The organism is Arthrobacter sp. zg-Y20, from assembly GCF_030142075.1.
Taxonomy (GTDB): domain Bacteria; phylum Actinomycetota; class Actinomycetes; order Actinomycetales; family Micrococcaceae; genus Arthrobacter_B.
In genome coordinates this window covers 2,535,349-2,550,550 of record NZ_CP126241.1, presented here as the reverse complement: position 1 = coordinate 2,550,550, position 15,202 = coordinate 2,535,349, and the positions used below count along the sequence as shown (strand labels likewise).

7 protein-coding genes are annotated in these 15,202 nt (G+C 65.8%); 5 read left to right on the top strand and 2 right to left on the bottom strand.

The genetic code is table 11. The features are described 5' to 3' along the window. Positions 1-67: 67 nt before the first annotated feature. Both QNO06_RS12200 and QNO06_RS12195 read left to right on the top strand, forming a co-directional pair. Positions 68-4,909 (top strand): NAD-glutamate dehydrogenase, encoded by a 4,842-nt coding sequence (locus QNO06_RS12200; RefSeq protein ID WP_227913711.1) that lies wholly within the window; start codon positions 68-70, stop codon positions 4,907-4,909. A 12-nt stretch (positions 4,910-4,921) separates the two neighbouring features. Continuing rightward, entirely contained in the window at positions 4,922-6,403 is a 1,482-nt protein-coding gene (locus tag QNO06_RS12195; RefSeq protein ID WP_227913712.1) for a sensor histidine kinase, read from the top strand. A gap of 102 nt (positions 6,404-6,505) precedes the next feature. On the opposite strand, the gene QNO06_RS12190 is transcribed toward QNO06_RS12195, so the two are convergent. Continuing rightward, complete coding sequence (locus tag QNO06_RS12190; protein ID WP_055239553.1) at positions 6,506-6,754, bottom strand: WhiB family transcriptional regulator; 249 nt, start codon at positions 6,752-6,754, stop codon at positions 6,506-6,508. Positions 6,755-7,083: 329 nt separating this feature from the next. On the opposite strand from QNO06_RS12190, the gene QNO06_RS12185 reads away from it, so the two are divergent. Beyond that, positions 7,084-7,500, top strand: a complete 417-nt coding sequence (locus QNO06_RS12185; RefSeq protein WP_227913715.1) for a hypothetical protein — start codon at positions 7,084-7,086, stop codon at positions 7,498-7,500. Positions 7,501-7,515: 15 nt separating this feature from the next. On the opposite strand, the gene QNO06_RS12180 is transcribed toward QNO06_RS12185, so the two are convergent. After that, positions 7,516-11,532, bottom strand: a complete 4,017-nt coding sequence (locus QNO06_RS12180; protein ID WP_227913716.1) for an FtsK/SpoIIIE domain-containing protein — start codon at positions 11,530-11,532, stop codon at positions 7,516-7,518. Between the two features lie 467 nt (positions 11,533-11,999). Between QNO06_RS12180 and glf the strand changes: the two genes are divergently transcribed. Beyond that, positions 12,000-13,184, top strand: coding sequence for a UDP-galactopyranose mutase (glf, locus tag QNO06_RS12175; RefSeq protein WP_227913717.1), 1,185 nt, complete (start codon positions 12,000-12,002; stop codon positions 13,182-13,184). Further along, positions 13,181-15,202 carry a glycosyltransferase gene (locus QNO06_RS12170; protein WP_227913718.1) on the top strand — a complete coding sequence of 674 codons (2,022 nt, stop codon included), beginning with the start codon at positions 13,181-13,183 and terminating at the stop codon, positions 15,200-15,202. The genes glf and QNO06_RS12170 overlap by 4 nt, the downstream gene beginning before the upstream one ends.

Genomic DNA, 15,202 nt, shown 5'->3' with positions numbered 1-15,202 from the left:
AGCTAGGCTCAATACGAGGAGGCTGCAAAGGGGCAGCCTGACGTAAGTACTATCGGAGGCGTATTACATGTCGTCAGGATCCAGCATGGCGGATCTTTTAAGTTCGGACACTTCCCTGGATGAATTCATCGGGAACTACTACGAGCATCTGGCGCGTGAAGATGCCCAGGCGTACCCGCCGTCGGTACTGCGGGAGCGGGCCCAGAAGCATATGGAGCTGGCCCTGACCCGGGCGGAGGGAACCGCTGCCGTAGACGTCGTGGACCAGGGGGATACCAGCGTCATCCTCATCGTCACGGACGACATGCCCTTCCTCGTTGACTCCGTCACGGCGGAAGTGGTCCGCCGCAACGCCGCCATCCGGTTGGTGGTCCACCCCATTTTCCTTGCCACCCGCGATGCGGTCACCGGCGGACTGCAGCAGGTGCGGCGCGTACCTGCTGCCGCCGGCGTGTCCAGCGGGGACACCGCAGCCCTCCCCAATCTGGCCGACCTGCTGGGCGGGGACGGCGGCACCACCCGGGTGGAGTCCTGGATCGCCGTCGAGGTGGCCCGGATTGCCGATGAAGAAAAGCGGACCCAGCTGGTTGAGGGCCTTCGGAAAGTCCTAGACGACGTCCGCGTAGCGGTGTCCGACTGGCCCGCCATGCGGACCAAGGTGCACGAGATTGCCCGCTCACTGGAGACCATTCCGGGCGCTCGCGATATTCCCGACCTGCAGCAGGCCCGGGAACTGCTGACCTGGCTGGACAACGGCAACTTCACCTTCCTGGGTTACCGGGAATATGACCTGATCACCGAAGACGGCGAAGACGCACTCCGGCCCACCGAGGGCAGCGGCCTGGGCCTGCTGGGTCGGCAGTCCTCCTCCCGCCGGATCCACCGGCTGACCGGGGCGGGCCGGGCCAAAGCCCGCGAGAAACGTGCCCTGGTGATCACCAAGGCCAATTCGCGCTCCACCGTGCACCGCCCCGCTTACCTCGACTACTTGGGCGTGAAGCGCTTTGACGAGCAGGGCAACGTCAACGGTGAGCGCCGCTTCATCGGTTTGTTCTCCACCGGTGCCTACACCGGATCCGTCCGCAGCATCCCCATTGTCCGTGACAAGGTCCGCGACGTGATGCGCAGCTGCGGATTCCCTGCAGACTCCCACTCGGGCAAGGACCTGCTCTCCATCCTGGAGACCTACCCGCGCGACGAACTGTTCCAGATCGATCCGGCCGCACTGCTGGATACCTCCCTGGCCATCCTGCGGCTGCAGGAACGGCGCCGCACACGGCTGTTCCTGCGCCCGGACATCTACGGCCGGTTTATGTCCGCACTGGTGTTCCTGCCGCGCGACCGCTACACGACGCCGGTCCGGCTGCGCATCCAGGACGAGCTGCGCGCCACCTTCAACGCCGAGTCCATCGACTACGAGGCCCGGATGACCGAGTCCGCGCTGGCCCGGCTGTTCTTCCGCATCCGGCTCCCGCGCGGCGGGGAGATCACCGACGTCGATACCGCGGCACTGGAGGCACGGCTGGTCACGGCCACCCGGTCCTGGTCCGAGGGCATCGAAGAAGTGGTCCGCACCAAATTCGCGCGGCCCGAAGCGGAAAAGCTTTCCGCCCTGTGGGCAGATGCCTTCCCTGCCGCCTACCGGGTGGCGTACGAAGTCGAAGACGCCATGGAGGACATTGCCCGGTTCGAGGCACGCGTTGCCCGGCCAGACACGGCGCCGGAGCTCTTCGTCTATGTTCCCGAGGACAGGGACGGCGAGGGACAGGCGGACGCCCGGCTGAAGCTGTACCTCACCGAGCCGAAGTCGCTGACCCAGATCCTGCCGTTCCTGCACAATCTCGGCCTCGAAGTCCTGGACGAGCGGCCGTTCGAGATCCGGCGCGGCGACGGGACCACCTTCTACCTGTATGACCTGGGCCTGGTGTACCCGGCGGGCATCGACCCGCTGAAGACCGGTACGCTGCTGGCCGAAGCCTTCCGTGCCGGTATGTCGGGCACCGCCGAGTCCGACGCCTTTGACCGGCTGATCCTGCAGCAGGGCATGCACTGGCGCCAGGTGGTGATCCTGCGTGCGTACGCCAAGTACATGCGCCAGGTCGGCACCGCCAACTCCTACGGTTTCGTTGCCGGCACGCTCCTGGCGAATCCCGACGTCGCACACACCCTGATCGCGCTGTTCGAAGGCCGCTTCAACCCGGACCTGACCGAAGAAGAGCGCCGTGACGCCGTCGAGCAGGCAGGCGCTGCACTGGAGGCCGGCCTTGAGCAGGTTCCCACGCTCGACGCCGACCGGGTGCTGCGGACCTTCGCCACCCTGATCAACGCCACCCTGCGCACGAACTTCTACCAGGACAAGGCATACGTCAGTTTCAAGCTGAACACCGGCGCCATTGACGGTGCGCCGTTCCCGCGCCCGAAGTATGAAATCTGGGTTTACTCCCCGCGGGTTGAAGGCGTGCACCTGCGCTTCGGTGAAGTGGCCCGCGGCGGACTGCGCTGGTCTGACCGGCGCGAGGACTTCCGCACTGAAATCCTTGGCCTGGTGAAGGCGCAGACCGTCAAGAATGCCGTGATCGTGCCCACCGGCGCCAAGGGCGGTTTTTACGCCAAGAAGCTGCCTGATCCCGCCGTGGACCGCGGAGCGTGGATGGAAGAAGGCAAAAACAGCTACCGCACCTTCATCCGCGGCCTGCTGGACCTGACCGACAACCTCGTGGTCACGGAAACCGGCGAGGAAGTGGTTCCGCCGTCCCGCGTGGTCCGCCACGACGGGGACGACAGCTACCTTGTGGTCGCTGCCGACAAGGGCACGGCGTCGTTCTCCGACATCGCCAACTCCATCTCGGCGGAGTACGGTTTCTGGCTGGGCGACGCCTTCGCCTCCGGCGGCTCGGTCGGATACGACCACAAGGCCATGGGCATCACCGCCCGCGGGGCCTGGGAATCGGTCAAGCGGCACTTCAGCGAACTGGACATCGACACCCAAACCGAGGACTTCACGGTGGTGGGCGTGGGCGACATGAGCGGTGACGTGTTCGGCAACGGCATGCTGCTGTCCGAACACATCAAGCTCGTGGCCGCGTTCGACCACCGGCACATTTTCCTGGACCCCAACCCGGACCCGGCCGCATCGCACGCCGAACGCCGCCGGCTCTTCGAACTGCCCCGTTCCTCCTGGGCGGACTACGACGAGACGCTGATCAGTGCCGGCGGCGGGATCTTCCCGCGGCAGTCCAAGAGCATCCCGCTCTCGCCCGAGGTCCGCGCGGTGCTTGGGCTCGCCGATTCGGTAACCAAGATGAGCCCGCCGGAACTCCTGAAGGCCATCCTGAAGGCACCCGTAGACCTGCTCTACAACGGCGGTATCGGTACCTATGTAAAGGCCTCCGGCGAAACCTCGGCCGACGTCGGCGACAAAGCCAATGATCCGATCCGCGTGGACGGACGTGACCTGCGGGTCAAGGTGGTGGGCGAAGGCGGCAACCTGGGCATGACCCAGCGCGGCCGCATAGAAGCCGCCCGCGCCGGCGTCATCCTTAACACCGACGCCATCGACAACTCCGCCGGCGTCGACTGCTCCGACCACGAAGTGAACATCAAGATCTTCGTCGACCGGATGGTCGCAGCCGGACGGCTGGACCCGGCGGAACGCGCCGCGTTCCTGCACTCCATGACCGATGAGGTGGGACAGCTGGTCCTGCAGGACAACATCGACCAGAACATGCTGCTGCTCAATGACCGGCAGCGGGTCCTGGAATGGAGCCCGAGCTTTGAGCGGCTGATGGACTGGCTCGAAGAGCACGCAGACCTCGACCGGCAACTGGAGGCACTGCCCACCAACGAGGAACTGCATGCGCGCATCGCCGCCGGCGAGGGACTGACCTCGCCGGAACTGGCTGTGCTGGCTGCCTACGCCAAGATCGAACTGACCAAGGCACTCACACGCTCCAACCTGGCCGACGACCCCTACTTTGCGGGCACCCTGCGCCGGTACTTCCCGAAGCAGATCGTGGAGCGTTTCGGGGACCAGCTGGACACCCACCCGCTGCGCCGCGAGATCATCTCCACCATGGTCGCCAATGACATGATCAACATAGGCGGCATCACCTTCGCCTTCCGGATCATCGAGGAAACGTCCGCGACCGAAGCCGAAGCAGCACGCGCCTTCACCGCGCTGCGGGAGATTTACGGCGTGGACAGCGTCCTTGCGGAACTCGGCGCCCTGCCGGCAGGGTTCTCCACCCAGACCTGGTCCATGATGCACCTGGACCTGCGCCGGCTCCTGGACCGCGCGGTGCGCTGGTTCGTGAACCATGTGAGCCGGGGCACCACCATTGCCGAGGACATCGAGGCGTACAAGCCGGTGGTGCGGCCGCTGCTTTCGGATCTGACCCGCTATCTGCGCGGCGGCGACGCAGCGCGGGTGCAGGAGCTGGAGGACAAGGCCCGGGAGCTGGACGTTCCCGCTGCCCTGGGCAGCTACTGGGCCGAGCAGTTCGAATCCTTCGGGCTCCTCGACGTCGCCCGCGTCAGCCGGACTGCCGGGGAACCCGCGGCGGACGTGGCAGCCGTGTATTACGCGGTCTATGACCGCTACGGCATCGATGACCTGCTCGAGCGGATCACCAAGCTGCCCCGGGATGACCGGTGGCAGGCCCTGGCCCGCGCTGCCCTGCGTGACGACCTCTACTCGACTGTCGCGGACATGACCACGGCTGCCCTGGAAGCAACGCCTGAGCTCGACGCGGCCGATCCGGTACAGCGCATGGAAACCTGGGAAGAGGAAAACGCAGACCACCTGCAGCGTGCCACGAAGATGTTCAACGAGGTGAACCGCCTGGAGCAGGACGACATGGCCTCACTGTCCGTGGCGCTGCGCCTGCTGCGTTCCATCGTCCGCCGCTAGTCCGGAGTACACGTGGCAATCTTTACCGACCCGATCAAGGACCACGCCGACTTCGGTCCGGGGGACGCCGAATGGCTCCACCTGCTGGTGGGGGACTGGCAGATGGTGGCAGACCTCGCCTTCGCCGACCTGGCGCTGTGGTTCCCGGTTCCCGAGGGCGGGTACGTGGCCCTGGCCCATGCCCGCCCCTCGACGTCGCACACCGTGTTCCACAGCGACTTCGTGGGGGAGCGCATCCGGGCCGACCTGCAGCCGCTGGTGGACACAGCATGGCGCAGCCAGCACATCGAGCGGTCCAGTGAAACGAGCTGGACCGCCGAGACGGCCATGCGTGTGGAAGCCATCCCGTTTGTACGGAACGGACGGACCCTGGCAGTGGTGACCTCACACATGGATCTGTCCAGCTCGCGGATGCCCTCCCGGCTGGAGCTGACGTACCGGCAGTGTGCCTATGACCTGCTGCGGATGGGAACCCTGGGGCTGTGGCCGGACTTCGCCACGCCCACCGGATCGCGCCGGGGAGCTCCGCGGGTAGGCGACGGCCTGATCCGGCTGGATGCCGAGGGGATTGTGCAGTATGCCAGCCCCAACGGTGTGTCCGCGTTCCGCCGGTTGGGGGACATGGAAACGCTGGAAGGCCGTTCCCTGGCAGAAATCACTACGGCCCTGCTCAAGGACCGGCGCATGGTGGACGAAACGCTGCCGCTGGTAGTTACGGGCCGGATGCCGTGGCGCACCGAGATCGAGTCCCGGGGGGTCAGCCTGTCCCTGCGGGCCATTCCGCTGCGGGACGAAAAGGAACGCTTCGGTGCCCTGGTGCTGTGCCGGGATGTTTCGGAGCTGCGCCGCCGGGAGATGGAACTGGTTTCCAAGGACGCCACCATCCGCGAGATTCACCACCGGGTGAAGAACAACCTGCAGACCGTGGCCGCCTTGCTGCGGATGCAGTCCCGCCGGATGGAGAGTGAGGAAGGCAAGCAGGGGCTGGCCCAGGCCATGCGCCGCGTCTCCACCATCGCCCTGGTGCACGAGACACTGTCCCAGGGACTGACGCAAAACGTGGACTTTGACGAGCTGATCGACCGCCAGTTCCGGATGTCCGCCGAGGTGGCTTCCCCTACGCAGGAAGTGCGCACCCGCCGGGAAGGATCATTCGGTGAACTGCCCAGCGACCTCGCTACGCCGCTGGCCCTGGTGATTAACGAACTGGTGACCAACGCCGTCGAGCACGGACTGGCAGGCCGCCGCGGAACCGTGGGCCTGTCTGCCCGTCGCCACGGCCCGGCGGGGCGCGAGGAAAGGCTCACCGTCACTGTGTCCGACGACGGCGTGGGCCTGCCGCCGGGACCGCGGAGGGAGGGTCTGGGGCTGCAGATTGTCCGGACCCTGGTCCAGAGCGAACTCGACGGGACCATCGAGTGGTCCGCCGGCGAAAACAGCGGCACCCAGGTCACCATCGAAATGGGGCTCGATACCGAGTACCGGCGCACCTGAGCAGTTCCAACCGGACCCGGCAGCAAAGACACCGGGTACGCAAAAGGGCCGTTGCTGCGAGGCAACGGCCCTTTGACGTACCCGGCGTTCGGGAAAGTCCTGCTATGAGGCCCGGCGTGCGCGGGCGGCGCGGCGCTTCAGTGCGCGGCGCTCGTCTTCGCTCATGCCGCCCCAGACACCTGCGTCCTGGCCTGTTTCGATGGCCCACTGCAGGCACGTATCGATGACCGGGCACCGCCGGCATACACTCTTGGCTTCTTCGATTTGAAGAAGAGCCGGGCCTGTGTTGCCCACGGGAAAGAAAAGCTCCGGATCTTTATCCAGGCAAGCTGCGCGGCTCCGCCAATCCATGTTGATCACTATCTCCTCTGAAGAGTTGACTCCTACGTGTTTGTGAAAACATTCACGAGCAACTACAAACTAAAGGGGCCGGTCTCGGCCCCTGATTTCCCTGTATCTAGCGTGGCACGTCAGGCCAAAGCAAACAAGGGGTAAGCAGCGTAAATTATGGCCACAGTGCTGAGGGATGCATCACAGTACGGGTGTTTTGTACCGGGGCCCTGCCGGGACGGCGCGGTCCCTCCGGCGGCCACGGTGCTGCAGCGTACTGCGGGCTGCACTGTCCGCCACTAACCGGCGGGGGGAGCGCCGGCGGCGCCTGTCTCCGGTATTCTGCCTATGTGTCAACACCCCCAAACACACCAAAACGCACCCCGGCCGTCCTGGTGATCTCTGCCGTTCTCGCACTGGAAGCGCTTTGCCTCCTCGCCTTCGCCGGTTGGTACGGCTATGAGCTTGCGACTTCAACGCCGCTGTCCATGGGCGGGGCTATCTTCACCCTGGTCTTCGCTGTAGCACTTGCGGTGTGGCTGCTCGCCGTGGGCCACTTCTTTTTCCGCGGATACCGGTGGACCCGCTCGGCAGCGGTGGTCTGGCAGCTCTTTGTGGTCATCATCGCCGTTCCCACGCTTCAGGCGGGACTGGTCCTCGCCGGCCTGGCGATGCTCCTGCCGGCCGCGGCCGTGCTGGTGCTGCTGTTCACCAAGCCCGTACTTGCCCACACAAGCCGGCTGACCGACGGCGCCAAAACCTTCTGAGCCGTGTGAAGGTCCTCATTCGTCCCGATAGGCCGTCTGGGCTTCCACGGACTGTGTTCCTTCCACGAGGAAGCATCTGCCCGGAGGGCGCCTGACCGCGGTATCAATCCGGATGCCGAAGATATCCCCGTCCACGGGCGACGCGGGACACAGGAGTGCTCCCCGCGGTGCCGAACGGACCTGCAGGGCCAGCGGCACCCGGGCCGTCAGCTGCGGTCCGGATGCGGCTGCCAGCACGAGCCGCGCGCCCTGTGACTGCAGCTCGGCAAGCCTGCGGTGGACCGGAGCCGGCAGCAGATCAGCGTCATCGACCAGCAGCAGCAGGCGGTGGACCAGGCCGGTTCCGGGCGCCGCCAGGAACACGTCGAGGTTTTCCTGGAAGTCCTCGGCACTGTTTCCGGAAAAAATATCCAATGAGGGATGTGCCGCCCGCTGCATCTGGCGCAGGAAAGACGTGCGCCCCGACCCGGGCGGGCCGGCCACTAGGAAAACCGACCCCCGGGGGATCTGCGCCGCGGCCGTGCCCAGCTCATCTCCGCATAGACCCACTGCCACGGAATCGGTGCGGGTCTGCGCTGTCAGGCGCTCCGGTGCAACGAACGCGGGCAGGGGCTCTATCCGGTGCGGGGGAGGGACCCCGTCAGGCAACCCGGGCAGCCCGGAGTGCGGCTCCGGTCCGAGGAGCTGCGCGGCAAGGCCTTCCGCCGTTCCGATCCGTCCCTGGACCAGGGCGCGGCCGATGATGCGGTCCATGGCCGGAAGCCGCGGCCACAGCAGCAGCGTCTCTGCGCTTGCATCTGCGGGAAAAAACAACCGGTTGGGGATGAGCGGGAAACACCGGGAATTGAGCAGTTCCCGCTCACCGGCGATGACTACGCATATACCCGCCCGTTCTCCGTCCCGGACGAGGTCCGCCAGGTCATCTTCGCCCGCCAGGCCCCGCCCCGAACGGAAGGCTGTGCTCCAGCGTGCCCATCCGGAAACTACGAGGGTAATCTCGGCTGCCCGGGAAGTGTGGCTTCCGCCGGCGGTGGCGCCTCCGGCGGAAGCCATCCGGGCCACTGCTTCACCGGCCAAAAAGGCGAGCACGCGTGCTGCGCGTTTCGTGTCCTGCGGGCCCACATAGGCGCCTGTCTGCCCGGCACCTGCCAACCAGGCGAGGCTGCCGTCAGCGTCGAGGATATACAGGTGCCGGCCTGGTTGGGCCGCCACCAGTCCGGAGGTGACCAGTTGCAGGCAGTCGGATGTTCCGGCCCGCGGCGAACCGAGTACCGCCAGATGGGAGTCGGTGCCCGGATGCCAGGACAGTTCCCGTTGATTCTGGTTTTCAGGGTCGTCCAGCAGCCCGAGCAGGACTGTCCCGGTTGAGGAAGCACCGCACCCAGCCGATGCCGCGGCTGCTTGTGCGCTGAGCTCGCGGGTGAGGGTCCGGGGGAGCGGCGGCCGAACCGGGCGGAAGGGCGACGGATAGGTTCCCCTTTCCGCAGCACGCCGGACTGCCGAGCAGTAGGCCTGCAGGGCATCCGGGGCGGCGGCGGACGGTTCCCGGGGGCCCTCTTGTTGAGCGAGGAGGTACTCTGCCAGATCCGTCACGGCAATTCCGCTGCCGCCGGGGTGCTGCACGGTGGAAAGACACTGGAAGGCCAGCGGCTGCCCACCGCCTCTGGCAATGAAGGCCCGGCCCGGCAGGGCGGAAGGGATGCCGGCAGCACAGTCGGAATTGAGGACATCGCGGGATTCGGCAGCGGACGAGACCCGCAAGGCAATGGTGGTGGCAATGTTCGCCCGGATGTCGCTGGTCACTGCTCCCTGCGGCCGCTGGGTTGCCAGCAGCAGATGCAGGCCAAGGGACCGTCCGACGGCGGCGATGCGCAGGAGTTCCGGCAGGGCGGAGGGCACCTCGTCAGCCAGCATCCGGAATTCGTCAACCACCACGAGCAGGCGGGGAAGAGTGCCTGCAGGCCCGGGGCGGACGTTGTAGGCGGCGATACTGTCAGCTCCGGTTCCGGCGAAGAGCGCTTCGCGCCGCCGGACTTCGGCCCGCAGGGACGTAAGTGCGCGGGATACGTTCCCGGCCGACAAATCCGTCAGCAGGCCCACGGAGTGCGGCAGGCCTGCCAGTGGTGCCAGGCCTGAACCGCCCTTGAAATCGATGAGCAGGAACGTTACGCCGCTGGGCGGCTCCCGGGCCGCCAGGGATGCGACGAAGCTGCGCAGCAATTCGGATTTGCCCGAGCCGGTGGTTCCGGCCACGAGGAAGTGCGGGCCGTCCTTTTCCAGGTCCAGGGTGACTGGTCCGGCGGCAGATACTCCGACAACTGCCCCGGCGCCGCCGGGAGGGAGTTTCCAGCCGCGCAGGAGCTTGTCGGGGGAGGAGGGATGATACTCACCAAAGGCGGCCGTCGACGGAATCCGGCCGGTATCTTCCCGCCCTGCGTCAGCATGGCCGCCGGCTGCCGGGGCCGCGTGCCGGGAAAGTGCCGCTGCCCGGCTGAGGCGTTCGAAGCCGGCGGCCTGCACCAGGTCCGGTATGAACTCCAGCGTGTCCGGGCCGTCGCTCCGGGTTCCCCGCCCGGATGACACAGTCACCGTTGACGCCGCGGGACCGCCGCCGAGCCGGATGACGCATATCCGGGCCCGCAGGGGGCCGGGAAGGGCGGCAGCCAGGTCCTGGGCGTACAGTGCCCAAGCGCCGGGGATGCACAGCACAATAACGGCAGCTTCCGCCTCGGGCGCTGCTTGCTCCAGATGCGACCGCAAAAGTGCCGCGGCAGGCGGCAGTGCGGGCGGGCCTGGATCGGGAAGCGCTGCAAGAGTAACGCCGGGGAGGAAGCGTGCGGCCGGCTCCAGGTCCGGCGGACGGCCGGCGCATACAACGCGCAGGGCTGAGCCGGCAGCCGCATTAGATGCGGCGTTCAGGAGGATAGTCCGGCACAGCGCGCCAGCCTCCGGTCCCTGAAGGCAGATGTCGCGGTCCTTGCCCAGCCGGAGGATTACGGGGGCGTCGGGGATCACCGGAGCAGAAAAACGCTGTGCGGTAGGGGAAGGCACCACATTTGCGGGCTGGGGTGCCATGCCTATGCGGACCGGGTATTCGGCTGCCGGGCCCTGCGGCGCAGCAGGAGCGGGCGCAGCAACCGGAGCCGGCACCCCGCTGATGAAGCGGCCCGTTGATCCGAGCACGGCGGCCAGGGCCATGGTTCCCGGGTCCGGAGCTGCCAGGTGCCGCCCGCGGGCATCCTTTGCGGCAGCCAGGGCGATGGCAGCAGCTTGTTCCCGGCGCCTGCGCCGTGCCCCGGCAGCCCCTGCCATAGCGGTCACGGCGGACAGCGCGCTGAAGGCCAGGAACATCCACATCCCGGTGGCCAAGGCGAGGACCACGCCCAGGACCAGCGGCAGGAGCGCCCCCAAGAGCAGGAGGCCGGTTTTTTGTGCGTGTTCGGAAAGCTGTACGGTCTGCGGCTCAAAGGGATCAGCGGGGGCCGCTTCGGGGTCCGGAACAGCGGCAGGCAGCACCAACCGGCAGGAACTGTAGCCGAACCGCAGCACGGAGCCGGTGTCCACGACAGCCTCGCGTATGCGCCTGCCATCGACCCAGGTGCCGTTGGCGGAACCAAGGTCTCGCACCTGAACAGAATCGGTGCCGACCACCAGCAGGGCATGGTCCCGGGAAAGTGCCGGGTCACAGATGCCTATCCGCCGCTCGGCCCGGGCTTCGGAAGAACCGAGGCGCCCGATCCGGTAGGTGCCCCGCTGCAGGGGCGTGATGCCCCCGGCGTCGGGTCCGCTGCACACAACCATCAGCAGGGAGGCCGTCCCCGTTTCCGACGTCCCGCGTGCAGTGCGGCCGCCCGGCGGTCCGGAGCTGCCGGCGGAGCACACAATGACGGCCCCGTTTACAAAAGGAGCGCGGCCGGGGCTCAGCGTGTGCAGCGGTAATCCCCCGATGCTGAAGCAGGACGCGCCGTAGCGCTCAGCGAGCCGGGCCTGAACATCGTGGCTGCCGGCAGCACCTGTTAACTCGATCACCACCTCACGTCGGCTCCATCTCCCACCCACAGGCCCAGGGGGGCTGCCCGGCGCAGCGGCAAGGGTTACATGAAGCAGCAAGGGGCCCTCCTCGACTCGTTGAGCGGATGGAGAAAGGCTAGGGCTGCAGGCCTCCCCGTACCCCGGCCGCACAGCTGCCCGGGACAGGGGTCGCGCAGAATGCGGCAGTGGAGGACAGGACGGCCCCTGACAGACGGCAATGCCGGGCGCAGTAAACTGCAGTACGGGGAACAGATCCGGTTCGGCCGCGTCACTTTGCCTCTTGGGGCAATAACTAACGTCCCGGCCGTACTGCCAAAACGCCGGTGCTACGGCGGCAGGACGCTCCGGGAGGCGCCGTCTGACGGCGGCCGCGCCCCGTCGAAAATGCCTGAAGCCGAAATCTCGGATAACCTTGACCGTCGGGTGCCTGCCCGGTTGGGGCGTACCGGAAATATACAGGAGTAAATGTGAACGTTGACCTCGTCGTCGTAGGGTCGGGCTTTTTCGGCCTGACCGTAGCCGAGCGTGCCGCTAAGGAACTGGGACTGAAAGTCGCTGTCCTGGACCGGCGCCACCACATTGGCGGCAACGCCTATAGCGAGAACGAAGCGCAGACAGGGATTGAAGTGCACCGTTACGGTGCGCACCTGTTCCATACCTCCAACGAGCGGGTCTGGGAATACGTCAACCGCTTCACCGGCTTCACTAACTACGTGCACAAGGTCTACACCAGCCATAAGGGCGAGGTGTACTCCATGCCCATCAACCTGGGCACGATCAACCAGTTCTTCCGGTCCTCCATGGGCCCGGTCGAGGCCCGGGCACTGATTCAGGAGCAGGCCGGGGAACTTGCCGGAACCGACCCGGCCAACCTCAACGACAAGGGCATCTCGTTGATCGGCCGCCCGCTGTACGAGGCCTTCATCAAGTACTACACCGGCAAGCAGTGGCAGACGGACCCCAAGGACCTGCCGGCGGAAATCATCAGCCGGCTGCCCGTGCGCTACAACTACGACAACCGGTACTTCAACGACAAGTACGAGGGCCTGCCGGTAGACGGCTACACCGCATGGATTGAACGGATGGCCGATCATCCCAACATTCAGGTGCACCTGGAGACGGACTTCTTCGGTGACCACGAGTTCTCCCGCGACGCTACGCGCGGCCAGGTGCCGGTCGTCTACACCGGCGCCGTCGACCGCTACTTCGACTACGCCGAAGGTGACCTGTCCTGGCGCACCATCGATCTGGAGCAGGAAGTCCTTCCGATTGAGGACTTCCAGGGAACCTCGGTCATGAACTACCCCGACGAGGACGTTCCCTACACCCGGATCCATGAGTTCCGGCACTTCCACCCCGAGCGCGACTACACCAAGGACGCCACCGTAATCATGCGGGAGTTCTCCCGCTTTGCGGAAAAGGGCGACGAGCCGTACTACCCCGTGAACACGGCGGAGGACCGGAAAAAGCTGCTTGCATACCGGGACCTCGCAAAGGGCGAAACGGACGTCCTCTTCGGCGGACGGCTCGGCACCTACAAGTATCTGGACATGCACATGGCGATCGGCTCGGCATTGTCGATGTACGACAATAAGATCAAGCCCCACTTCACCGGTGGAGCGAAACTTGAAAGCGGAGGAGTTGACGCGTGAGCACAGCAACGCAGACCAAAACTGAGGTGGCCGAGACGGCTGCCGACACCCAGTGGCAAACGGTCCACCGGATCGTCCTGCCGGTTGACGGCGACATGGACACCCTGCCGCTCTACGTGGACTTCAACTCCGCCCAGCGCGTCGTAGAAGAAAGCTCACGCAACTCACGCAGCGGCGCGGCTGTAAGCGCCGTCACCGGCAACGCATCCAGCCGGTCCGACTTCATCACGGGCCGCCGCGAGGTCCGGCTTTCGGAGCACAGCCGCGTATCCTTCGGGACCTACTTCAACGCATTTCCGGCGAGCTATTGGCGTGCGCACACCGATGTCGAGCAGGTCCGGCTGACGGTGGAGACCGATGCCGAAGCAACGGTCGTTGTGTACCGTTCCTCGGCGCGGGGCACGTCCAACCGCGTGGAGAGCCTCACCACGGAAACCGGCGGCGTCCTGTCCATCGATTTGCCGCTCAAGCAGTTCGGCGACGGCGGCTGGTACTGGTTTGACCTGGTCTCGCACGCTTCCAGCGTCAATCTCCTGAACGCCCAGTGGTCGGTACCGAAGCCGGAAGGCTTTGTACCGGGATCTGTTTCGATTGCCGTCACAACGTTCAACAGGCCGGACTTCTGTGTCCGCCACCTCAGCACCTTCGCCGAGTCCGAAGAGCTCCTGGCGGTCATGGACCGCTTGATCATCACGGACCAGGGCACCAAGAAGGTCCGCGATGAGGAAGGCTATGAGGAAGCCGCGGCAGTACTGGGAGACAAATTCCGGTTGGTGGAGCAGGGCAACCTGGGCGGTTCCGGCGGATTTGCGCGCGGCATGTACGAAACCATCAACGACGGCACGAGCACCTACTGCCTGTTGCTGGACGACGACGTGATGGTCGAGACGGAGGGCGTCCTGAGGGCCGTCCAGTTCGCCGACTTCACCCGCACCCCGACCATCGTCGGCGGGCACATGTTCAACCTCTACGAGCGCTCGGTGCTGCATACCTTCGGCGAGAGCATCAACGAGTGGCGCTTCTACTGGGGTCCGAACCAGGAGACCAAGGAAGGCCACGACTTCAGCGCAAGCAACCTCCGCACCACGCCGTGGATGCACCGCCGCGCGGATGTTGACTTCAACGGATGGTGGATGTGCCTGATTCCCACCCAGATCATCCGGGACATCGGCCTTCCCCTTCCCGTTTTCATCAAGTGGGACGACGCAGAGTTCGGCATCCGTGCCAAGGCATGCGGTTACAAGACGGTCTCCCTCCCGGGCGCCGCTGTGTGGCACATGCCCTGGACGGAGAAGGACGACACCATCGACTGGCAGGCGTACTTCCACCAGCGCAACCGGTGGGTCGCGGCAATGATCTACTCGCCGTACAAAAAGGGCGGAAACCTCATGAAGGAGAGCTTCGCCGTCGACGTGCGGCATCTGCTTTCCATGCAGTACTCAGCGGTGGAGCTCCGGCTTGAAGCGCTGGAGGATGTGCTGAAGGGTCCCGGACACCTGCACGACACCATTAAGACCAAGCTGCCGGAGATCCGGAAGCGCCGAAGCGAATTCTCCGACGCGCAGGTCTCCACCGACGTGGGAGCATTCCCGTCCACGCAGCGGGTTCGGCCCCCCAAGCGGGGCATCATGCCTTCGGCACCGCGCAGCATGCCGGCAGCCTTCACCAAGGCGGTAACCGGTGCGGCGCGGCAGATCATGCCCGTGCGGGACAAGGCCCTGGAACATCCGGAAGCAGTTGTGCCGGCAATGGATGCCCGGTGGTGGAGGCTGTCGCAGCTGGACTCTGCCCTGGTGTCTTCAGCCGACGGAACCGGAGCATCCTGGTACAAGCGGGACAATGAGAAGTTCCGGGCAATGATTGCCCGCAGCCTGAAGCTGCACAAGGAGCTTCTGCAGAAGTGGGACCGGTTGTCCGTTGAATACCGCAACGAGCTGCCCGAATACACTTCCCCGGCGGCATGGAGCGAGACATTCGCTGCCATGGCTGTGGACCCGGGAACGGACAAGAATGCTTAG